The 20,840-nt window shown below is 65.6% G+C and carries 23 protein-coding genes and 1 tRNA gene; 15 read left to right on the forward strand and 9 right to left on the reverse strand.

Annotated elements, in window-relative coordinates; translation table 11 throughout:
* The first annotated feature begins 166 nt into the window (after nt 1-166).
* The 6 genes from lon to L7H23_RS18350 all read left to right on the forward strand — a co-directional run bounded on the left by lon (nt 167) and on the right by L7H23_RS18350 (nt 5,833).
* The gene (gene lon / locus L7H23_RS18325; RefSeq protein WP_237837296.1) at nt 167-2,563 is read left to right on the forward strand and encodes an endopeptidase La; all 2,397 of its coding nucleotides are present in this window, start codon (nt 167-169) and stop codon (nt 2,561-2,563) included.
* A 170-nt stretch (nt 2,564-2,733) separates the two neighbouring features.
* The gene (locus tag L7H23_RS18330) at nt 2,734-3,006 is read left to right on the forward strand and encodes an HU family DNA-binding protein (RefSeq protein WP_037510426.1); all 273 of its coding nucleotides are present in this window, start codon (nt 2,734-2,736) and stop codon (nt 3,004-3,006) included.
* Nucleotides 3,007-3,168: 162 nt separating this feature from the next.
* Nucleotides 3,169-3,243: transfer RNA gene (locus tag L7H23_RS18335), tRNA-Val, on the forward strand.
* Between the two features lie 101 nt (nt 3,244-3,344).
* On the forward strand, nt 3,345-3,653 hold the full coding sequence (locus L7H23_RS18340; RefSeq protein ID WP_237837297.1) for a hypothetical protein: 309 nt from the start codon (nt 3,345-3,347) through the stop codon (nt 3,651-3,653).
* Between the two features lie 116 nt (nt 3,654-3,769).
* Nucleotides 3,770-4,432, forward strand: a complete 663-nt coding sequence (locus L7H23_RS18345; protein WP_237837298.1) for a response regulator transcription factor — start codon at nt 3,770-3,772, stop codon at nt 4,430-4,432.
* A gap of 96 nt (nt 4,433-4,528) precedes the next feature.
* The gene (locus L7H23_RS18350; protein WP_345790430.1) at nt 4,529-5,833 is read left to right on the forward strand and encodes a HAMP domain-containing sensor histidine kinase; all 1,305 of its coding nucleotides are present in this window, start codon (nt 4,529-4,531) and stop codon (nt 5,831-5,833) included.
* A gap of 43 nt (nt 5,834-5,876) precedes the next feature.
* On the opposite strand, the gene L7H23_RS18355 is transcribed toward L7H23_RS18350, so the two are convergent.
* The 3 genes from L7H23_RS18355 to L7H23_RS18365 all read right to left on the reverse strand — a co-directional run bounded on the left by L7H23_RS18355 (nt 5,877) and on the right by L7H23_RS18365 (nt 7,415).
* Nucleotides 5,877-6,185 carry a hypothetical protein gene (locus L7H23_RS18355; RefSeq protein ID WP_237837300.1) on the reverse strand — a complete coding sequence of 103 codons (309 nt, stop codon included), beginning with the start codon at nt 6,183-6,185 and terminating at the stop codon, nt 5,877-5,879.
* A gap of 253 nt (nt 6,186-6,438) precedes the next feature.
* Complete coding sequence (locus L7H23_RS18360; protein ID WP_237837301.1) at nt 6,439-7,134, reverse strand: glutathione S-transferase N-terminal domain-containing protein; 696 nt, start codon at nt 7,132-7,134, stop codon at nt 6,439-6,441.
* The gene (locus tag L7H23_RS18365) at nt 7,131-7,415 is read right to left on the reverse strand and encodes a chorismate mutase (RefSeq protein WP_237837302.1); all 285 of its coding nucleotides are present in this window, start codon (nt 7,413-7,415) and stop codon (nt 7,131-7,133) included. The genes L7H23_RS18360 and L7H23_RS18365 overlap by 4 nt, the downstream gene beginning before the upstream one ends.
* 104 nt (nt 7,416-7,519) lie before the next feature.
* Here L7H23_RS18365 and L7H23_RS18370 point away from each other — a divergent pair, with 104 nt between their 5' ends.
* From L7H23_RS18370 to L7H23_RS18385, 4 genes are all read left to right on the forward strand, one after another.
* Nucleotides 7,520-8,533 carry a polyprenyl synthetase family protein gene (locus L7H23_RS18370; protein ID WP_237837303.1) on the forward strand — a complete coding sequence of 338 codons (1,014 nt, stop codon included), beginning with the start codon at nt 7,520-7,522 and terminating at the stop codon, nt 8,531-8,533.
* Between the two features lie 10 nt (nt 8,534-8,543).
* Nucleotides 8,544-8,930 (forward strand): DUF1801 domain-containing protein, encoded by a 387-nt coding sequence (locus L7H23_RS18375; protein WP_237837304.1) that lies wholly within the window; start codon nt 8,544-8,546, stop codon nt 8,928-8,930.
* Entirely contained in the window at nt 8,927-11,395 is a 2,469-nt protein-coding gene (hrpB, locus tag L7H23_RS18380; RefSeq protein WP_237837305.1) for an ATP-dependent helicase HrpB, read from the forward strand. Before L7H23_RS18375 ends, hrpB begins: the two co-directional genes overlap by 4 nt.
* Nucleotides 11,396-11,461: 66 nt before the next feature.
* Nucleotides 11,462-11,740, forward strand: a complete 279-nt coding sequence (locus tag L7H23_RS18385) for an ETC complex I subunit (protein ID WP_237837306.1) — start codon at nt 11,462-11,464, stop codon at nt 11,738-11,740.
* 30 nt (nt 11,741-11,770) lie between these two features.
* Here the strand turns inward: L7H23_RS18385 and L7H23_RS18390 are convergent, their stop codons facing one another.
* The 5 genes from L7H23_RS18390 to L7H23_RS18410 all read right to left on the reverse strand — a co-directional run bounded on the left by L7H23_RS18390 (nt 11,771) and on the right by L7H23_RS18410 (nt 13,812).
* A complete protein-coding gene (locus tag L7H23_RS18390) occupies nt 11,771-11,989 on the reverse strand; it encodes a DUF4170 domain-containing protein (protein WP_237837307.1) in 219 nt (72 codons plus the stop codon).
* An 81-nt stretch (nt 11,990-12,070) separates the two neighbouring features.
* Nucleotides 12,071-12,427 (reverse strand): hypothetical protein, encoded by a 357-nt coding sequence (locus L7H23_RS18395; RefSeq protein ID WP_237837308.1) that lies wholly within the window; start codon nt 12,425-12,427, stop codon nt 12,071-12,073.
* Complete coding sequence (locus L7H23_RS18400) at nt 12,411-12,800, reverse strand: hypothetical protein (protein ID WP_237837309.1); 390 nt, start codon at nt 12,798-12,800, stop codon at nt 12,411-12,413. Before L7H23_RS18400 ends, L7H23_RS18395 begins: the two co-directional genes overlap by 17 nt.
* Nucleotides 12,800-13,252 carry a hypothetical protein gene (locus L7H23_RS18405; RefSeq protein WP_237837310.1) on the reverse strand — a complete coding sequence of 151 codons (453 nt, stop codon included), beginning with the start codon at nt 13,250-13,252 and terminating at the stop codon, nt 12,800-12,802. The genes L7H23_RS18400 and L7H23_RS18405 overlap by 1 nt, the downstream gene beginning before the upstream one ends.
* Before the next feature lie 17 nt (nt 13,253-13,269).
* Nucleotides 13,270-13,812, reverse strand: coding sequence for a hypothetical protein (locus L7H23_RS18410; protein WP_237837311.1), 543 nt, complete (start codon nt 13,810-13,812; stop codon nt 13,270-13,272).
* Between the two features lie 214 nt (nt 13,813-14,026).
* Between L7H23_RS18410 and eno the strand changes: the two genes are divergently transcribed.
* Complete coding sequence (eno, locus tag L7H23_RS18415; RefSeq protein ID WP_237837312.1) at nt 14,027-15,301, forward strand: phosphopyruvate hydratase; 1,275 nt, start codon at nt 14,027-14,029, stop codon at nt 15,299-15,301.
* Nucleotides 15,302-15,357: 56 nt separating this feature from the next.
* On the opposite strand, the gene L7H23_RS18420 is transcribed toward eno, so the two are convergent.
* Nucleotides 15,358-17,289, reverse strand: coding sequence for a S9 family peptidase (locus L7H23_RS18420; protein WP_237837313.1), 1,932 nt, complete (start codon nt 17,287-17,289; stop codon nt 15,358-15,360).
* A gap of 323 nt (nt 17,290-17,612) precedes the next feature.
* Between L7H23_RS18420 and L7H23_RS18425 the strand changes: the two genes are divergently transcribed.
* The 4 genes from L7H23_RS18425 to L7H23_RS18440 all read left to right on the forward strand — a co-directional run bounded on the left by L7H23_RS18425 (nt 17,613) and on the right by L7H23_RS18440 (nt 20,796).
* Nucleotides 17,613-17,810: a hypothetical protein gene (locus L7H23_RS18425; protein ID WP_237837314.1), complete on the forward strand. Its 198-nt coding sequence runs from the start codon at nt 17,613-17,615 to the stop codon at nt 17,808-17,810.
* 90 nt (nt 17,811-17,900) lie between these two features.
* A complete protein-coding gene (locus L7H23_RS18430) occupies nt 17,901-18,227 on the forward strand; it encodes a septum formation initiator family protein (RefSeq protein ID WP_237837315.1) in 327 nt (108 codons plus the stop codon).
* Between the two features lie 117 nt (nt 18,228-18,344).
* Nucleotides 18,345-19,415, forward strand: coding sequence for a pyruvate dehydrogenase (acetyl-transferring) E1 component subunit alpha (gene pdhA, locus L7H23_RS18435; RefSeq protein WP_237837316.1), 1,071 nt, complete (start codon nt 18,345-18,347; stop codon nt 19,413-19,415).
* A 1-nt stretch (nt 19,416) separates the two neighbouring features.
* Nucleotides 19,417-20,796 (forward strand): pyruvate dehydrogenase complex E1 component subunit beta, encoded by a 1,380-nt coding sequence (locus L7H23_RS18440; RefSeq protein WP_237837317.1) that lies wholly within the window; start codon nt 19,417-19,419, stop codon nt 20,794-20,796.
* Nucleotides 20,797-20,840 lie beyond the last annotated feature (44 nt).

Genomic DNA, 20,840 nt, shown 5'->3' on the forward strand with positions numbered 1-20,840 from the left:
TTCGCCGATCCCTAACGTCGCGATGACGATACAGCGCGGCGATCCCGCTTTGCCGGATTGCCCGTTCAGCGCTGCGTCATTGAATGCGCGGCAAGTTACGCCATATTAGCGATGAAATGCCTATAAGAAGGGCGGAGCGCCGGTCGGTGCCCGCTCAGGAGTCCCAATGACGCAATCTTATCCCCTGCTTCCGCTGCGTGACATCGTTGTTTTCCCGCATATGATCGTGCCGCTGTTCGTCGGCCGCGACCGTTCCGTCGCCGCGCTCGAAACCGCGATGGAATCGGACAAGGAAATCTTTCTCGTCGCCCAGCTCGATCCGGGCGAGGACGATCCGCAGCGCGACGACCTGTATGACGTCGGCGTGATCGCCACCGTCCTGCAACTGCTGAAGCTGCCCGACGGCACCGTTCGCGTGCTGGTCGAGGGCAAGGAACGCGCGAAGCTGACGAACCTTGTCGACGAGGGCAAGGCGGTGATGGCGACGGTGAAGCCGATCGCCGACACGCTCGACGACAGCGTCGACACCGCGGCGCTGATGCGCTCGGTCGTCGACCAGTTCGAAAGCTATGCCAAGCTCAACAAGAAGATGCCGGCCGAAACCGCGGTGCAGCTGTCGCAGATCGACGATGCCTCGCGCCTCGCCGACTCGGTTGCGGGCAATCTCAACATCAAGGTCTCGGACAAGCAGACGCTGCTCGTCGAGGATGCGCCCGCCAAGCGGCTCGAAATGGTGTTCGCCTTCATGGAGGGCGAGCTCGGCGTGCTGCAGGTCGAGAAGAAGATCCGCGGCCGCGTGAAGCGCCAGATGGAAAAGAGCCAGCGCGAATATTATCTGAACGAGCAGCTGAAGGCGATCCAGCGCGAGCTGGGCAACGACAATGGCGAGGGCGGCGACGACCTTGCCGAGCTGCAGCTCAGGATCGACGGCCTCAAAATGTCGAAGGAGGCGAAGGCCAAGGCGAACGCCGAGCTGAAGAAGCTCCGCGCGATGGCGCCGATGTCGGCCGAGGCGACCGTCGTCCGCAACTATCTCGACACGCTGATCGGCCTGCCGTGGGGCAAGAAGTCGAAGCTGAAGAAGGATATCGCGAAGGCGCAGGCCGTCCTCGACGACGACCATTATGCGCTCGAGAAGGTCAAGGACCGGATCGTCGAATATCTGGCCGTGCAGGCGCGCACCAACAAGCTGAAGGGGCCGATCCTGTGCCTCGTCGGCCCTCCGGGCGTCGGCAAGACCTCGCTCGGCCGTTCGATCGCGAAAGCCACGGGCCGCGAATTCGTGCGCCAGTCGCTGGGCGGCGTGCGCGACGAGGCCGAAATCCGCGGCCACCGCCGCACCTATATCGGCTCGCTGCCGGGCAAGATCGTGACCAACCTCAAGAAGGCCGGCACGATGAACCCGCTGTTCCTGCTCGACGAGATCGACAAGCTGGGTCAGGATTTCCGCGGCGATCCGGCCTCGGCACTGCTCGAGGTGCTCGATCCCGAACAGAATGCGAAGTTCCAGGACCATTATCTGGAGGTCGACGTCGACCTTAGCGACATCATGTTCGTGACGACGGCGAACTCGCTCAATCTGCCGCAGCCGCTGCTCGACCGCATGGAGATCATCCGGCTCGAAGGTTACACCGAGGACGAGAAGGTCGAGATCGCGAAACGCCATCTGATCGAAAAGCAGATCGAGGCGCACGGGCTGAAAGCCGGCGAGTTCGAGTTGACCGAAGAGGGGCTTCGCGACCTGATCCGCTATTACACCCGCGAGGCGGGCGTCCGTACGCTGGAGCGCGAGATCGCGCGTCTGGCGCGCAAGGCGCTGCGCAAGATCCTCGAAGGCAAGGCGACCAATGTCGTCGTGACCCCCGACAATCTTTCGGAATTCGCGGGCGTGCGGAAGTTCCGTCACGGCGTGTCGGACCGCGAGGATCAGGTCGGCGCGGTCACGGGGCTCGCCTGGACCGAAGTCGGCGGCGAATTGCTGACGATCGAAGCGGTTACCGTGTCGGGCAAGGGCCAGGTCCGCACGACCGGCAAGCTTGGCGAAGTCATGACCGAGTCGGTGCAGGCCGCGCTGTCGTTCGTAAAGGCGCGTGCGCCGGCCTATGGCATCAAGCCCAGCCTGTTCGCGCGCAAGGACATCCACATCCACTTGCCCGAAGGCGCGGTGCCGAAGGACGGTCCGTCCGCGGGCGTCGGCATGGTCACCGCGATGGTTTCGACCCTCACCGGTATTGCGGTTCGCAAGGATGTCGCGATGACCGGCGAGGTCACCCTTCGCGGCCGCGTGCTGGCGATCGGCGGGCTCAAGGAAAAGCTGCTCGCGGCGCTGCGCGGCGGCATCACGACGGTGCTGATCCCCGAGGAAAATGAAAAGGATCTGGCCGAGATTCCGGCGAACATCACCAAGGCGCTGAAGATCATTCCGGTCAGCCACGTCGACGAAGTGCTCGCCGTTGCCCTTGTCAGCCCGGTCGAACCGATCGAGTGGACCGAGGCCGACGAACTCGCCGCGTCCCCCCCGATCGCGCCCGGCGGCGACCCCGAAACGGCGATTCGGCACTGAGTCTTCGGTGCCGGACGCCATTTCGTCCTATATTCGTCGCAAAATCGACGTTTTGGGTCGGTTTTCGCCCTTTTTTGCTTTGACAAGGCAGGGCTAAACATCGTTAGTGGCGCGCCATGGCTTCGGGCCATGAATCATTTATCCAACCATAATGCAGGGGTTCCTTAGGCATGAACAAACAAGACCTGATCGCCGCCGTCGCTGACTCGAGCGGCCTGACGAAGGGTGACGCGAGCAAGGCCGTCGAAGCCGTCTTCGACGCGATCACGGGCTCGCTGAAGAAGGGCGGCGAAGTTCGTCTCGTCGGCTTCGGCACCTTTGCTGTCAGCAAGCGCAAGGCCTCGACCGGTCGCAACCCGCGCACCGGCGAAACGATGACCATCGCGGCGTCGAACCAGCCGAAGTTCAAGGCCGGCAAGGCCCTCAAGGACGCCGTCAACTAAGTTGGCCGGCACCTTCTGGTGAAAACATTTCGGGCCGTGGCGCAAGCTGCGGCCCGATTTGCATCTGCGGGCGAAAATTCGGCAAATGGGCGTTGCATTACCGGCGCGAGCGGCTATGGCCGTCCGGCTTTCGGCGCATCGGCCATCGGTCGACCTTGGAATGGGCGCGTAGCTCAGCGGTAGAGCACACCCTTCACACGGGTGGGGTCACAGGTTCAATCCCTGTCGCGCCCACCATTCCCCCCGGCAGCACCTTCGAAAGCGGACGCTGGCAGCCGAATATCGGCTGACGGGGTCATTCATCGCCTATTCAATGCGTTCGCACTAGGACCGTGGGCATGTTTCGCATTCTGACCATAACATTGGCTTCCGCATCGCTTCTCGCCGCCGGCGCACCCGCCGCCGCGCGTGGCGATCGCGATCAGGACAATCTGCGCGAGGCCGCTTCGCAGGGACAGGTGATCCCGCTCAACCGGTTGATCGCCGAAGTGAAGTCCCGGCCGCCGTACAGCGGCATGACCTATCTTGGCGGTCCGCAGTTCGATTCCGACCGCATGCTCTATGCGCTGAAATTCATGGACGGGGCGCAGGTCGTCATCGTCTATGTCGACGCCCGCACCGGCCGCATCGTCGGTCGCAAACCCTGACATTCGCGAGCTTCCGGATCGTTTGTCGCAACGAGATTTTGCGATGAACGTCCGGACTTGATACACAGCCCCATCGACCGGCCCGATGTGCCGGCGCGCAGAGGAAAGGCGCCTGAATGCGGATTTTGATTGTCGAGGACGAACCCACGCTGGGCCCGCAGCTCAAGGCGACGCTCGAAGGCGCCGGCTATGCCGTCGATCTCGCGACCGATGGCGAGGACGGCCATTTTCTGGGGTCGAGCGAAAATTACGACGCGGCGATTCTCGATCTCGGCCTTCCCGAGGTCGACGGGCTGACCGTGCTCGACCGCTGGCGCAAGGAAAAGCGCAATTTTCCCGTGCTCGTCCTGACCGCGCGCGACAGCTGGTCGGACAAGGTCGCCGGGCTCGACGCGGGCGCCGACGACTATCTGGCCAAGCCGTTCCAGACCGAAGAGCTGATCGCACGCCTCCGCGCGCTGATCCGCCGCGCCGCGGGCAATGCGTCGAGCGAGCTCATCGCCGGCAAGGTGCGGCTCGACACGCGTTCGGGCCGCGTCACGCTCGACGGCGAGCCGGTGAAGCTCACTGCGCAGGAGTATAAACTGCTGTCGTACCTGCTCCATCACAAGGGCAAGGTCGTGTCGCGCACCGAGCTGATCGAACATATCTACGACCAGGATTTCGATCGCGATTCGAACACGATCGAGGTGTTCGTGACGCGCATCCGCAAGAAGCTGGGCGCCGACATCATCACCACCATCCGCGGTCTCGGGTACCAGCTCGACGACCCGGCATAAGCGATGGCGGAGGGGGACGTCGCCCCGGTGGTCGAGGCCGATCCGGCAAAACCGGTCGCGCTGACAAGCCGCATCACGGGGTCGCTGACGCGGCGCATGATCGCGATCGCGGCGCTGTGGATTTCGGTGCTGCTGATCGGCGGCGGCTTCGCGCTCGACCGGGTGCTGACCGGCGCGATCACGCGCAACTTCGATTCGAGCCTCGAATATGTGCTGATCGCGATGATCCGTTCGTCGGAGATCGGCCCCGACGGCGAGGTGCGGCTGATCGAGCCGCTCGGCGACCAGCGTTTCCTCGAACCCTATAGCGGGCTCTATTGGCAGATCAGCGGCGGGGGGCAGGAGCCCTATCGCTCGCGCTCGCTGTGGGAACGCACGCTGAAGCCCCCGCGCGCCCATATCGACAATGTGCTTCACACCTATAACAGCAACCAGTTTCCCGACGAGGAACTGCGCGTTCTCGAGCGCAACGTCATCCTGCCGGGCAGCAAGACGAGCTGGCGCTTCCAGATCGCGCAGTCGCGCGAGGCGCTCGACCTTCAGATCGGAGCGGTGCGCGCGACCCTGATCCCCAGCCTCGGGCTGCTCGGGCTGGGGCTCATCATCCTCGCGGCGCTCCAGACCTTCTACGGCCTGCTGCCGCTGCGCCAGATCCGCCGCGCGATCGCCGCGATGCGCGGGGGGCAGCATCGCCGCATCACCGCGCCGTTGCCGCTGGAGGTCCAGCCGATGGTCGACGAGCTGAATGCGCTGCTCGCGCATAACGAGAAGCAGGCGGAGGAGGCGCGGCTGCACGCCGGCAACCTCGCGCATGCACTGAAGACGCCGCTGACGGTGCTGGTGAACAGCGCGGCGGGTTCGGACAGCGAGCTTGCCGGGACGGTCCGGCGCGAGGCGGCGACGATGCAGCGCCAGGTCGATCACCATCTCGCCCGCGCCCGCGCGGTGGGTCGCCGCGGCGCGGCGCAGGCGCGCGCGAACATCCGCGAAAGCGTCGACAGCGTGTCGCGCGCGGTCGGGCTGCTCTATCCGAACGCACGGCTCGACGCGTCGGGCGACAAGGCGCTCGTCGCGCGCGTCGAACGGCAGGACCTCGACGAGCTGATCGGCAACCTGCTGGAGAATGCGGCCAAATATGGCGGCGGCAGCGTCTTCGTCACCGTCCAGCGCGAAGGCGCGATGGCCGAGATACTCGTCGAGGACGACGGCCCCGGGATTTCGCCCGCCGACCGCCAGCGCATCTTCGACCGCGGCGTGCGGCTCGACAGCGGCAAGCCGGGGACGGGGCTGGGGCTGGCGATCGTCCGCGATGTGGCAGAGATTTACGGGGGAAGTATTGCGCTCGAGGAGAGCGAGGATCTGGGCGGGCTACTGGTACGGTTGAGACTGCCGGCGGGGTAGGTCTGCTTTGGGGTGGGAAGCGGACGTAAAGGGCATCGCGGTGTCAGCGCAGATTTGGTGAAAGCTCCATTTGAGGAAATTCACTGCGCCCAGTACCTCGCAGACCCGCCCTTCCCCAGACGAATGGTACCAACTGCCGCATCATCTTGCCTTCAACGTCTTTGAAGCCACCAAGAATGTGAATGATAGCTTCGTTCGGACCGTTGCAGCCGATCTCGATGCGGTCCAGAACGCGGAGGGGCGCAACGGCTGAATTGATCACCGCACGATCATCACTCGAAAGCAGGCGCGAAAATCCATCAATCTCAACAACAGACACCACAAAGTCTTTTCGCTCGAACTCCGCCGTCACCCTGCCTCCGTCGGGACAGACGACAGACACACGGTGGCTGTTGGCGATAGGGTACTGGGCTGACCAATCCTCTATTGCAGTAGGCGGTGGTGGCGGCGGAGCCGACTGCGCTAAAGCCGCAGAAATCATGTGAACCAGAAGCAATGAAGCGGCCTCCTGCGGGAACCTTTAACAGACGCCATATCGGCGGAGTGCCCACATTGGCAACGACATAGCGATCGGCTGCAATCGGTCGGAAGCTGTCACTACGCCGTCAGGCTGAGCAAACCACCAGCCCGCGCTGCACTGCGGGACGCGCGAGGCCGCGGTCCAGCCACGCCTGCACATGTTTGAACCGCTCGAAGCCGACGATCTCGGCGGCGTCGTAAAAGCCGATCAGGTTGCGCACCCAGCCGAGCAGCGAGATGTCGGCGATGCTGTATTCTTCGCCCATGATCCACGTCCGCCCGTCAAGACGGCCGTCGAGCACGCCGAGCAGCCGCGCGGATTCGGCCGCGTAGCGGTCGCGCGGACGCTTGTCCTCATAGTCGCGGCCGGCGAATTTGTGGAAGAAGCCGAGCTGCCCGAAGATCGGACCCGCGCCGCCCATTTGCCACATCAGCCACTGGATCGCCTCGTAACGGCGGCCCGGATCCTCGGGCAGGAAGCGGTCGGTCTTGTCGGCGAGATAGATCAGGATCGCGCCCGATTCGAACAGCGCCAGCGGCTTGCCGCCCGGTCCGTCGGGATCATAGATCGCGGGAATCTTGCCGTTCGGATTGAGGGACAGGAAGGCGGGGTCGTGGCTTTCGTTCGCCATGATGTCGACGCGGTGCGCTTCGTACGGCAGGCCGCATTCCTCCAGCATGATGCTGACCTTCACGCCGTTCGGGGTCGGCGCACCGAACAGTTGCAACCGGTCGGGATGTTCGGCGGGCCATTTGGCGAAGATCGGGTGGTCCATGGTCATGCGTCCTGCTCCCGCTTGGCTTTTTGATGGTGGCGGATCACCTCGTCGATGATGAAGCGCAGGAATTTCTCGGTGAAATCGGGGTCGAGGTCGGCGTCGCGCGCCAGTTCGCGCAGCCGCCCGATCTGGCGCTCTTCGCGGCCGGGGTCGGCGGGGGGCAGGCCGTCGCGGGCTTTCAGCTCGCCGACCGCCTTCGTCACCTTGAACCGCTCGGCCAGCATATAGACGAGCGCGGCATCGATATTGTCGATGCTCTGGCGGTAACGGCTGAGTTCGTCCATGCGCGGCTCCTCTGATGTCCCGAACGCTTGGCACCGCGCGGGGCCGCAAGGCAAGCCGAAAGTCGTTGCAAATTTATGGCCCTCCGGCCAATGCGGCGCTTGCTATGACTGCCGAGATCCACCAGCTCCACGGCGACCGCCCGCCCTCGCTCGACCCGATGATGGCGCTTGTCGCCGCCGATATGAACGAGGTGAATGCGGTCATTCTCGACCGGATGCAGTCCGAAGTTCCGCTGATCCCCGAACTCGCCGGGCATCTGATCGCGGGCGGCGGCAAGCGGATGCGCCCGATGCTGACGCTGGCGTGCGGCAAGCTGCTCGATTATCCGGGCCGCCGTCACTGCAAGCTCGCCGCCGCGGTCGAGTTTATCCATACCGCGACGCTGCTCCACGACGATGTCGTCGACAAGTCGGACCTGCGCCGCGGCCGCAAGACCGCTAACATCATCTGGGGCAACAGCGCCTCGGTGCTCGTCGGCGACTTCCTGTTCAGCCGCGCTTTCGAGGTGATGGTCGAGGACGGCTCGCTGAAGGTGCTCAAGATCCTGAGCCGTGCCTCGGCGGTGATCGCCGAGGGCGAGGTCAACCAGCTCTCGGCGCAGCGCCGGATCGAGACGAGCGAGGACCAGTATCTCGCGATCATCAATGCCAAGACCGCCGAGCTGTTCGCCGCGGCGTGCAAGATCGCCGCGGTCGTCGCCGAGCGCGACGACGCTGCCGAAGCCGCGCTCGACGCCTATGGCCGCAACCTCGGCATCGCCTTCCAGCTCGTCGACGATGCGATCGACTATGTTTCCGACGAGGAAACGATGGGGAAGGGGGTCGGCGACGACTTCCGCGACGGCAAGGTCACGCTGCCCGTCATCCTCGCCTATGCGCGCGGCAGTGCCGAGGAGCGCGAGTTCTGGAAGCAGGCGATCGTCGGGCACAAGACGTCGGACGAAGATCTGGCCCATGCCAAGTCGCTGCTGCTGAAGCATGACACCATCGCCGACACGCTCGCGCGGGCGCGCCATTATGGCCAGCGCGCGGTCGACGCGATCGGCGGCTTTCCGACGAGCCAGGCGAAGTCGGCGCTGACCGAAGCGGTCGCCTTCGCGGTCGCGCGCGCTTATTGAGGCGCCGCCGATGGCGATGATGGGCCCAGCGGCGGACAGCCCCGATGCCTATATCGCCGCGCTTTCGGGCTGGCAGCGCGAACGATGCACGATGATGCGCGCCGCGATCATGGGAGCCGCTCCCTTCGAGGAAACCATCAAATGGACCAACCTCGTCTTCATGGCGAACGGCCCGTGCATCCTGATCCGCGCCGAGGAGCATCGCGTGCTGCTGGGCTTCTGGCGCGGAAAGCGGCTGCGCGACGTCGATCCGCGGATCAAGGCCAGCGGCAAATATGAGCTCGGCAATCTGGTGATGACCGGGGCGACCGAGGTGACGGCCGAGCAGGTCGCGAAACTTGCGGCCGAGGCGTATCGGCTCAACCTCGAACTGGGCAACCCCGCGGCGCGCGCATGACGAAAATCCCGCTGCCGATCGATCAAGTGCTGCCCGACATCATGGCGGCGCTCGTGCTCAAGCCGAATGTCGTGGTGGTCGCGCCGCCGGGGGCGGGCAAGACGACGCGCGTCGCGCCCGCGATGCTCGACCAGCCATGGTGCAAGGGCAATGTGTGGCTGCTGTCGCCGCGCAGGCTCGCGGCGCGCGCTGCGGCCGAGCGGATCGCCGAAGAGATGGGCGAGGCGGTCGGCGGCAAGGTCGGCTACGCCACGCGCCTCGACAGCAAGCAATCGGCGGCGACGCGACTTCTGGTGATGACGCCGGGGCTGTTCCGCAACCGCATCCTCTCCGACCCCGAACTCGCGGGCGTGTCGGCGGTGCTGTTCGACGAGGTTCACGAGCGCAGCCTCGACGGCGACTTCGCGCTCGCGCTGGCGATCGACGCGCAGCAGGGGCTTCGCGACGACCTGCGGCTCGTCGCCATGTCGGCGACGCTCGACGGCGCGCGCTTCGGCGCGCTGCTCGGTAATGCCCCGGTCGTGAAAAGCGAAGGAAAGAGCTGGCCGCTCGATCTGCGCCATATCGGCCGCCGCGCCGAGGATCGGCTGGAAGCATCGGTATTGCTCGCGGTCCGGCAGGCGATGGCCGATGAACCCGAAGGCGATATGCTGGCGTTCCTTCCCGGCGCCGCCGATATCGAGCGTGCCGCCGCGGCCGTCGAAGCCGCGGGGCTGCCGCTCGTCGTTCACCGGCTGCATGGTCAGATCGACCCGGCGCAACAGCGGAAAGCGCTCGTCCGCGATCCCGACGGAGGGCGCAAGCTGATCCTCGCGACGAGCATCGCCGAAACGAGCCTGACGATCGAGGGTGTGCGTATCGTGATCGACGCCGGGCTGTCGCGGCGGCCGCGCTTCGACAAGGCGGCGGGTATCGCACGCCTCGTCACCGAGCGCGCGAGCCAGGCGTCGGCGACGCAGCGCGCCGGTCGTGCGGCACGGCAGGGGCCGGGGGTCGCCTATCGCCTGTGGGAAGCCGCGGCGACCGCGGGCATGCCGCCGTTCGATCCGCCCGAAATCCACGAGAACGACCTGATGCCCGTCGTGCTCGACTGCGCGAGCTGGGGCATCGTCGATCCGCGCCAGCTCGGCTGGCTCGATCCGCCATCGCCCGCGTCGATTTCGGAAGCCAAGGCGCGGTTGCAGGCAATCGGAGCGCTCGGCGACGACGGCCGCATCACCGCACACGGCAAGGCGCTCGCGTCGATCCCGTTACCGGTGCCGCTCGCGCATATGCTGCTCGATGCGGCGCGGGCGGGGGAGGCGGATCTTGCGGCGAAGCTGGCTGTGCTGCTCACCGAGCCCGGACTCGGCGGGCGCGGGGTCGATGTCGAGGCGCGATTGCAGCGCTGGAAGAACATGCGCGGCGATCGCTCCGAAGGCGCATGGCGACTGGCGCGTCGGCTGGCCGACCTTGGCGAGAAGTCGGCATCCGGGGAGGGCAGGCTGGGCGAACGCTCGGTCGGCGGGTGGATCGCGACCGCTTGGCCCGACCGCGTGGCGCGCCAGCGTGCGGGCCAACGCGGCGAATATCTGAGCGCGGGTGGCCGCGCCTACAAGCTCGACCCGCTTGATCCGCTGGCGAACAGCGAATGGCTCGCGATCGCCGATGCGCAGGGGCATGCCGCCGGTGTGCGCATCCTCGGCGCGGCGCCGATCGCATTGGCCGAGGTCGAGGCGATCTTTGCGGGGCAGATCGAAAGCCGGTCGGCGAGCCGTTACGATGCAACAAGCGACCGCGTCGACCATCGCCGCGAACGCCGCCTTGGCGCCATCGCGCTGTCGAGCGGGCAGACCGGCCGGAACGAGGGCGCCGAGGATGACGTCGCGGTGCGGCTGGCGGCTGTGCGCGAGAAGGGACTGGGCCTGATCGGCTGGGGACCGGTGTCGCATGCGCTGCGCCAGCGGGCGTCGTTCGCGGGGCTGGATGCGCTCTCGGCACCCGCGCTTGCCGACAGCCTCGACATCTGGCTTGCGCCTCTGCTCGAAAAATCGCGCGGGCTTCGCGACATCGGCGATCAGCGGCTGGCGGACGCACTGTCGGGCCTGCTCGACTGGCCCGCGCGGCAATTGCTCGAAAAGCTCGCGCCCGCCGATTTCTCGACGCCGGCGGGAAGTCGTCATGCGATCGATTATGGTGCCGATGGCGGGCCGACGGTCAGCGTGCGCGTGCAGGAAATGTTCGGGCTGGCGCGCCATCCGGTGATCGGCGACCCGCCGGTCCCGCTCGTCCTTGCGCTGACCTCGCCGGCGCACCGGCCGATCCAGACCAGCCGCGACATTGCGAGCTTCTGGAGCGGCAGCTGGTCCGAGGTCGCGAAGGAGATGCGCGGCCGCTATCCCAAGCATAGCTGGCCCGACGATCCGGCGAATGCGCGGCCGACGCTGTTGACCAAAGCGGCGCAGGCGCGGCGCGACGGGCAATAGGCCTCTTTTCGTTGGCAACGCTTCCCGCTAAGGCGGCGGCAGAAGCATCCAGCAGGACGACCACCGATGAAAGCGCGTATCTTCCAGAAGCCCAAAAATGCGATGCAGTCGGGCCGCGCCGGTACGCAGCGCTGGTTTCTGGAATTCGCGCCGACGGAGGCGCGCAAGGCCGATCCGCTGATGGGCTGGGCCGGCAGCGGTGACACGCAGCGCCAGCTTCGTCTGGGCTTCACAACCAGCGAAGAGGCCGTCGCCTATGCCGAGAAGAACGGGTTCGAGGCCGAAGTGGTGCCGACGCCGGTCCGCACGCTGAAGATCCAGGCCTACGCCGACAACTTCCGTTGAGATGACAACGGCCCCGAAGGGCCGCTGAAATCAGGCTTCGCTTTCCGGCTGCAGCAATTTGTGCAGGTGGACGACGACATATTTCATCTCGGCGTCGTCGACGGTGCGCTGCGCCGCGCTGCGCCACGCCTTTTCGGCCGATTTATAGTCAGGGAACAGGCCGACGACGTCGAGCGCGTGGAGGTCGACGAAATCGAGGCCCTGCGGATCGCTGACGCGTCCGCCGAACACGAGGTGCAATTTGCTCATGGCTAGCTTTCCTTGCGGGTTAGCGCGGGGAGGGGAGGATGGGCGCCCCTAACAGCGCTGCGCCGTTACGGCAAGTCCGGCTCAATCCTCGTCCTTGCGGCCCTTCGGCAGCAGCGAGCCGAGCAGCGCCCCGATGGCGACGGCGCCCGCCACGAGCGCGAGCGGCTGCTTCTCGGCGACGTCCTTCAGCTTGCTGTTCGCGCGCTTGGCCTGAACCTTGCCCTTCTCATAGACTTCGCCCGCGACTTCGCGCGCGGCGTCGGCCTGTTCGCGGCCCTTGGCGGCGAGCTCGCTGGTCGCGGCGCGGGCGCGGCCGTAGCCGTCCTGGATGCGCGCCTTTGCCGCCTCGGCGGTCGCACGGGCGTTTTCGGCGGTCTTTTCGGCGAGCTCGGTCGCCTTGGCGCGGGCTTCGTTTGCGGTTTCACTCAGCGGCTTCATTCCGGTCCTCCGTCAAATCCTCATCGTCCGCGGGGCCTTCGCCCGTAGCAGACTGAAACTTCGCCATGGCCGCATCGGCCAGATCCTGTACCTTTTGCGCGAGCCTCGGCGCATGCTCCTTGATCGGCTCGCGGAAAATCCATGCGAGCCCCGCGACGGCGGCAAGCGCAATCGGCAGCCGGTTCTCGCGAAACTGGCGTCGCACCACATGCGCAGCCTCGTCGACCTTCGCGTCGACATTATATTTGCCGCGCGCATAGAGCGCCTTCGGCTTCAACGCCTCTTTCGCGACGTCGAGCCGGCGGTGAAGCTCGGCGCGCTGGAGCATCGAGCGGCGCGCGGCGTTGATCAGGCGATTGCGGGTTCGCGGCATCAGTCGTCGGACTCCTCGCCAGTGAGATCGCGGCGCAGCGCGGTCCGGATATCGCCATAGGCCACCTGCGCGCGCCATCCGGCAAAAGCGGCGACGCCCAGCAGCACCCCGACGACGATCAGCGTCGCCAGCAGCGGCCCGACGTGCGGCAGCAGCACGAGGATCGCCCCGAACGCCAGCGCCAGCATCGCAATGCCCGCCGCCGACGCTGCAACGGCACCCCAGCCCGCGGTCCAGCTGATCCCGTGCAGCGCCAGTTCGCTGCGCGCTTCGAGCAGCGCCAGTTCGGCCTTCGCCGTCGCCGAGAGATTGTCGACGACATCGTCGACGATCTTCTCGAGCGGCACGGGCGGCGGCGTCACCGGACGGCCGCCCGGCGCATAGCCATGGCTTACACGGTCATAACCCGGCGCGTCGCCCTGCGGCGGCGTGGTGGAATCGGACGTGGGCATCGGTGCGACTGTAGCGATCAGTCGTTGCTCGAGCCACCCTTGAGCAACCGCGCGAGCACGAAGCCGAGCACCGTTGCGGCGCCGACCGCGATCGCCGGGTTCTTCTTGACCATGTCGCGGGTCGAAGCGGCGAGCTCGTCGAGATCCTTCTTGTCGAGCGTCGAGGCGAGGCCGGCGACGGTCGAGGCGGCCGAGCGGGCATAGTCGCCATACTGCTTGCCGAACTTGCTGTCCACGGTGCCGGCGCCATCCTCGAGCAGCTTGGCGAGGCTGCCGACGGCTTCGGCGGCCTTGTCCTTGCCCTTGGTCGCGGCTTCGCGCGCCTTGGTCGAGGCCTGGCTCTTCAGCGCTGCCGCTTCTTCCTTCAGCGAGGCCGCCTTCTTCGACGCTTCCGACTTGATGGTGTCGCGCGTCGCGGCAAGCTGGTCGCGGATCGGATGATCTTTCGCGGCCGCCTTCTTCACGGCGGGCTTGCGCGCCGGCGCAGCTTTCGTCGCGGCGGGTTTCGCAGGCGCCTTGGGTGCGGCTTTCTTGGCGGCGGGAGTAGCGGCTTTGGCCATGGGCACTGTCCTCTTCTTTTTTCAGGGCCTTTTCCGGCGGAGGATGCCGGACAGGTCCCTTTTCGGTCCTACCCGACTATATAGCAAGGCAAGCTGAATGGTTCCATAGTGCCGCAAAATTCCTATGCGTATTGCGCTCCCGGCAACCCGCCGATAACAGGCGGGCGCCTTTCCCACCCGGTCCGCCGCACGGGCCGCCAGCAGGACATCTTCCATGACCGCCATCATCGACATTCACGGCCGCGAAATCCTCGACAGCCGCGGCAATCCGACCGTCGAAGTCGATGTGCTGCTGGAAGACGGCAGCTTCGGCCGCGCGGCGGTGCCCTCGGGCGCGTCGACCGGCGCGCACGAGGCCGTCGAACTGCGCGATGGCGACAAGAGCCGTTACCTTGGCAAGGGCGTGACCAAAGCCGTTGCGGCGGTAAACGGCGAGATCGCCGACGCGCTGATCGGCCTCGACGCCGAGGACCAGCGCGAACTCGACATGGCGATGATCGATCTCGATGGCACGGCGAACAAGGGTCGCCTTGGCGCCAACGCGATCCTCGGCGTCAGCCTCGCCGCCGCGAAGGCCGCGGCCGATGCGCGCGGGCTGCCGCTCTATCGTTATGTCGGCGGGGTCTCGGCACGCACCTTGCCGGTGCCGATGATGAATATCATCAACGGCGGCGAGCATGCCGACAACCCGATCGACGTTCAGGAATTCATGATCATGCCCGTCGGCGCCGGCAGCATCGCCGAAGCCGTGCGCTGGGGCAGCGAGATTTTCCACACGCTGAAGAAGGGCCTGTCGGCGAAAGGTCTCGCGACCGCAGTCGGCGACGAGGGCGGTTTCGCCCCGAACCTCGCCTCGACGCGCGCCGCACTCGATTTCATCGCGGCGTCGGTCGATCAGGCGGGTTTCAAGCTCGGCACCGATGTGGTCCTCGCGCTCGATTGCGCCGCGACCGAATTCTTCAGGAACGGCAAGTATGAGATCAGCGGCGAGGGGCTTTCGCTCAGCCCCGAGCAGATGGCCGAATATCTCGCTGCGCTGGTGAACGACTATCCGATCAAGTCGATCGAGGACGGGATGAGCGAAGACGACTTCACCGGCTGGAAGGCGCTCACCGACCTGATCGGCGACAGGTGCCAGCTCGTCGGCGACGATCTGTTCGTCACCAATCCGGTGCGTCTGGAGGAGGGCATCAAGACCGGCCTCGCCAACTCGCTGCTCGTCAAGGTCAACCAGATCGGCACGCTCAGCGAAACGCTCGACGCGGTCGATATGGCGCACCGCGCGCGCTACACCGCGGTGATGTCGCACCGTTCGGGCGAAACCGAAGACTCGACGATCGCCGACCTCGCGGTCGCGACCAACTGCGGCCAGATCAAGACCGGCAGCCTCGCGCGCTCGGACCGGCTTGCGAAATACAACCAGCTGATCCGCATCGAGGAAGAGCTGGGCGACATGGCGCGTTACCCGGGGATGGCGATCTTCGGGTAAGTCTCACCCCAATTTCGTCATCCCGGATCAAGTCCGGGGTGACGAAGGGAGGGGGCTCACTTCCCCTTCAGATATTTGTCGAACCAGCCGATCGTGCGGCGCAGCGCGTCGAGCTGGGTTTCGCGCTTCTGGAAGCCGTGGCCTTCGGCGGGGTAGAAGACGGTCTCGACCGTATTGCCCTTGGCTTTCAGGATATCCTCGACCTCCTGCGCCTGGCCCTTGGGGACGCGGATGTCGTTCTCGCCCTGCAGGCTGAGCAGCGGGGCCTTCGCCGCCTTGATATAGGTCAGCGGCGAGGAGGCGTCGTAGACGTCGGGATTCTCGTCTGGCGTGCCGAGCAGCGCACGTTGATAGGCACGGAGCAGTTCGTCCTGGTCGCGGTACATCGTGCGCCAGTTGATGATCCCGAACCATTGCACCGCCGCGGCGAATTCGTCGGGGGTACGGCCGATCGCCATCAGCGTCATGAAGCCGCCGTACGAGCCGCCGAAGATGCCGACCCGTTTCGGATCGACATAGCCCGACCCGACGAGGAAGGTCTTGGCCGCGACAGTGTCTTTCAGGTCGCCGCCGCCCAGATCCTTGATGTTGGCCTCCTGAAACGCTTTGCCATAGCCGGTCGAGCCGCGGAAATTCGGCTGGATCACGATATAACCGCGCGTCGCGAAGGCGGTCGCATAGCGCGAGAAGCCGTCCTGCGACTGCCCGGTCGGGCCGCCGTGCGGGATGACGATCGCGGGGTTGCTGCCGTCGCGCTTCAGGTTGAACGGCATGGTGACGATCGCGCTGATCAGCGTGCCGTCGAAGCTCTTGTAGGTCACGATCTGCGATTTCGGCAGCATCGCGGGGGTCAGGCTGGCCATTGCCATCGGCGCGACCGTCGCCGCGCTATTGGCTGCGAGATCGTAGCTGTAAAGCGTCGTCGGCGAGTCCGCGCCGCTGCGCACGACGAACATGTGCTTGCCGTCGGGCGAGACGGGTTGCAGCCCGGGGATGCTGTTGCGGCCGGGATCGAGCGCGAGATCGCTCTTCGCCATCGTTGCCAGATCGACGCGCGCCAGCGTCGAGCGGCCGTCATTGTTCGTGCGCACGATCATCGTCTTGCCGTCGGGGGTGATGATGTCGCTCGACTCTTCCCACGGCGTGGCGGGCAGCCAGCGCCATTTCTTCGTCGCGGGCGCATAGGCGCCGGCGTGCGACTGGCCTGTCCCCTCGTCGGTCGTTACCGCCAGCGTCGCGCCGTCGGCGGTCGCGCCGGTCGCCTGATAGATCGTCTTCGGCTTGCCGAGCAGCTTCGTCGCCGCGCCGCTGGCGACATCGATCCGCCAGACCTCGCCATCGGACCCGTCGACGTTGCTGCGGTTCGCGATGATCGCCTTGCCGCCGTCGACCCATGCCGCGGCCGCCCAGTTGTAGGCGGGATTCTTCTCGGCGGTCAGCGCGCGGATTTTTCCGTTCTCGTCCATCACCGCGAGATTGGTCTGGCCTTCGCTCTTGAGCTTGGTCGACAGCGCGACGAGCCCGCCGGCCGGGCCGACGAGCATGCTGTCCTCGCGCCGGTCGGGGGTGCCGGTCAGATTCTCGACCGTGCCGCCGCCGACTGGGACGCGGTAGATGTCGTAATATTCGTTCCCGCCGACATCCTGTGCGAAATAGAGCCACCGGCCGTCGCGCGATACGGCGAGGCCCGATTGCGCGTCGTCCGACTGCGTCAGCTGCACCGGCCAGCCGCCGTTCGCATCCATGCGCCAGATGTTGACGCGGCCGGTCAGGTCGGTCGCGATGAAGATCTGCTTGCCGTCGGCGCTCCACACCGCGTCATAGAGTGCGCGCGTCACGCCGATATCGTCGAGCGGGACGGGGCGGGCGTCGGGGTTTGCGGGTGAGGCCACCGCCTTCGGATCGGTGATCGGGCGTTCGGGCGTGGCGACCTGCGCGGCAAGCGGCGAAGCGGAGGCGAGCAGGGCGGCGGTCAGCATCAGGCGCATGGCGATTCCTCTTTCTGCGATGTCGTGCAACGTGGCAGACGTCATACTGTATTGCAAGAGCAATACACGTCAAAATTGTTTTCGTCATAAGCCGCTGATATAGCTGTATTTCACCCGAAACCCATGTTTTCCCGCTAACATGGGTTATAGTCACACCCGATTTTTTCAGGCTATGCAGGTTTCTGACGACTGCGGTTTCACCACTGATCGGCTTTTTGTGGTTCGGCTTTTGCCTGCAGTCTCCGTCGTTGCATGACCGGCCGATCGAAAACTTTGCCGAGGGCTTGGGTCGCACCTGCTCCCGTCGAAGAGGGAGTTTTGTCATGCGTGCCTTTCACATATTGCTTGAAGACGATGGGTCGGACACGCCGATCCGTGTCGATTTTCACGCGGAAACCCCTGACAATGCGCTGATCGTCGCGCAGGGCCATGCCGGCGGCCGTTCGATGGAGTTGTGGGAAGGGGCGGTGCTCGTCGGGTCGCTCGACAAGGCGGCGCCGCAGCTCTGGCGCCTCACCTGATCGCATTCAGGCTTTGCTGACGGGAAAATTCGCGGAAAAAGCCGCTGCTCCGCCTTGACGCCGCGAATCAACTCTGATTCAAGGGCCGAAATGACGCAGAAGCACAAATTCCGGAAATCGATGAACCGGGCGGTCGGCCCCACGGTGGCGCTGATCGCGGTGCTGGCGATGATCGGTTACATCATCTTCGGGCCCACCGGGCTTTATGCCTGGGGCGACTATGGTCAGTCGGTCGAAAAGAAGCGCGTCGTGCTGACCGAGCTCACCAAGAAGCAGACCGAACTCCAGAACCGGGTGAATTTGCTCGATCGGCGGCGCGTCGATCCCGACCTCGCCGACGAATATGTCCGCGAGAAGCTGGGTGTGATGCACCCCGATGAAATCCAGATTCCGCTGGAGCCCGACGCAAAGCCCTGAGCAGGGTTTGCATATTTTGCATACGTAAAACGAGGACCCTCTCGCGCGTTGCCAAACGGGGCTTCGCGCTCCTATAGGGGTGCCCTGCCGTAACGGCTAACCGTAAAGGAACCCGCCTTGGCCAAAGCCCCTGCGCGCAAGACTGCTGCGCCGAAAAAGACCGCGTCGACCCCGGCGCCGACCACGAACCGCGAATCTCCGCGCGATCCCGCACCCTATGATGCGACGCCCGCGGAACTCGAGAAATTCTATCGCGAGATGCTGCTCATCCGCCGCTTCGAGGAGAAGGCAGGCCAGCTCTATGGCCTCGGCCTGATCGGCGGCTTTTGCCACCTCTATATCGGTCAGGAGGCGGTCGCGGTCGGCCTGCAGTCGGCGCTCGACGGCGACAAGGACAGCGTGATCACCGGCTATCGCGATCATGGTCACATGCTCGCCTACGGCATCGACCCCAAGGTGATCATGGCCGAGCTGACCGGTCGCGCTGCCGGCATTTCGCGCGGCAAGGGCGGTTCGATGCACATGTTCAGCGTCGAGCATAAATTCTATGGCGGCCACGGCATCGTCGGCGCGCAGGTGTCGCTCGGCACCGGGCTCGCCTTCGCGCACAAGTACCGCGGCGACGGCGGCATCGCGATGGCCTATTTCGGCGACGGCGCCGCGAACCAGGGTCAGGTTTACGAGAGCTTCAACATGGCCGAGCTGTGGAAGCTGCCGATCATCTTCGTGATCGAGAACAACCAATATGCCATGGGCACCTCGGTCAACCGCTCGTCGGCCGAGGATCAGCTCTATCGCCGCGGCGAGAGCTTCCGCATTCCCGGCATGCAGGTCGACGGCATGGACGTGCTCGCGGTGCGCGGCGCGGCCGAGGCGGCGATCGAGTGGGTGCGCGCGGGCAAGGGCCCGGTGCTGATGGAGCTCAAGACCTATCGCTATCGCGGCCACTCGATGTCCGACCCCGCGAAGTACCGCAGCCGCGAGGAAGTGCAGGCGGTGCGCGACAAGAGCGACGCGATCGAGCATCTGAAGAAGCTGATGACCGACGCGGGCATCACCGAGGACAAGTTCAAGGAAATCGACAAGGAGATCCGCCAGATCGTCAGCGACGCGGCCGACTTTGCCGAAAGCGCGCCCGAACCCGAACTTCACGAACTTTATACCGACGTGCTGGTGGAGCAATATTGAGATGGCCATCGAACTGAAGATGCCGGCGCTGTCGCCGACGATGGAAGAGGGCACGCTCGCCAAGTGGCTCGTCAAGGAAGGCGACACGGTGAAGTCGGGCGACATCCTTGCCGAGATCGAGACCGACAAGGCGACGATGGAATTCGAAGCGATCGACGAAGGCACGATCGCGTCGATCCTGGTTGCCGAGGGCACCGACAATGTGAAGGTCGGCACCGTGATCGCGACGATCGCGGGCGAGGGCGAAGAAGCTGCCGCTCCGGCACCGGCGCCTGCGGCTGCTCCGGCTCCGGTCGAAGCCCCGGCGCCGGCTCCCGCCGCGGCACCTGCTCCGGCGCCTGCCGCTCCGGCACCGGTGGCCCGTGCGTCCGACCCTTCGATCCCCGAAGGCACCGCCACGGTCCGTCTGACCGTTCGCGAAGCGCTGCGCGATGCAATGGCCGAGGAAATGCGCGCCGACGACCGCATCTTTGTGATGGGTGAGGAAGTCGCCGAATATCAGGGCGCGTACAAGGTGACGCAGGGCCTGCTCGACGAGTTCGGCGCGCGCCGCGTCATCGACACGCCGATCACCGAATATGGCTTTGCCGGTCTCGGCTCGGGCGCCGCGATGGGCGGTTTGAAGCCGGTCATCGAGTTCATGACCTTCAACTTCGCCATGCAGGCGATCGACCACATCATCAACTCGGCCGCGAAGACCAACTATATGTCGGGCGGCCAGATGCGCTGTCCGATCGTGTTCCGCGGTCCCAACGGCGCGGCGAGCCGCGTCGCCGCGCAGCACAGCCAGAATTATGCGCCCTGGTACGCCAGCGTTCCCGGCCTGATCGTGATCTCGCCCTATGACGCCGCCGACGCCAAGGGACTGCTCAAGGCCGCAATCCGCAGCGAAGACCCCGTCGTCTTCCTCGAGAACGAGCTGCTCTATGGCCGCAGCTTCGACATCCCCGATGTCGCCGACTATGTCCTGCCGATCGGCAAGGCGCGGATCATGCGCGAGGGCAGGGACGTGACGATCGTCAGCTATTCGATCGGCGTCGGGCTCGCGCTCGAAGCCGCCGACACGCTGGCAGGCGAGGGGATCGAGGCCGAGGTCATCGACCTTCGCACGCTGCGCCCGCTCGATACCGCAACGGTGCTTGCCAGCCTGAAGAAGACCAACCGCCTCGTTATCGTCGAGGAAGGCTGGCCGACCTGTTCGATCGCCAGCGAACTCGCGATGGTCGCGATGGAGCAGGGCTTCGACGATCTCGACGCTCCCGTCGTGCGCGTCTGCAACGAGGACGTGCCGCTGCCCTATGCGCATAATCTCGAAAAGGCGGCGCTGGTCGACACCCCGCGCGTCATCGCGGCGGTGAAGGCGATCACCAATCGCGGCTGAGGCGCCGGAGACGGCCCAATATCCGGACATCCGCGATCCGCGCG

Source organism: Sphingopyxis sp. BSN-002 (assembly GCF_022024275.1).
Lineage (GTDB): Bacteria > Pseudomonadota > Alphaproteobacteria > Sphingomonadales > Sphingomonadaceae > Sphingopyxis.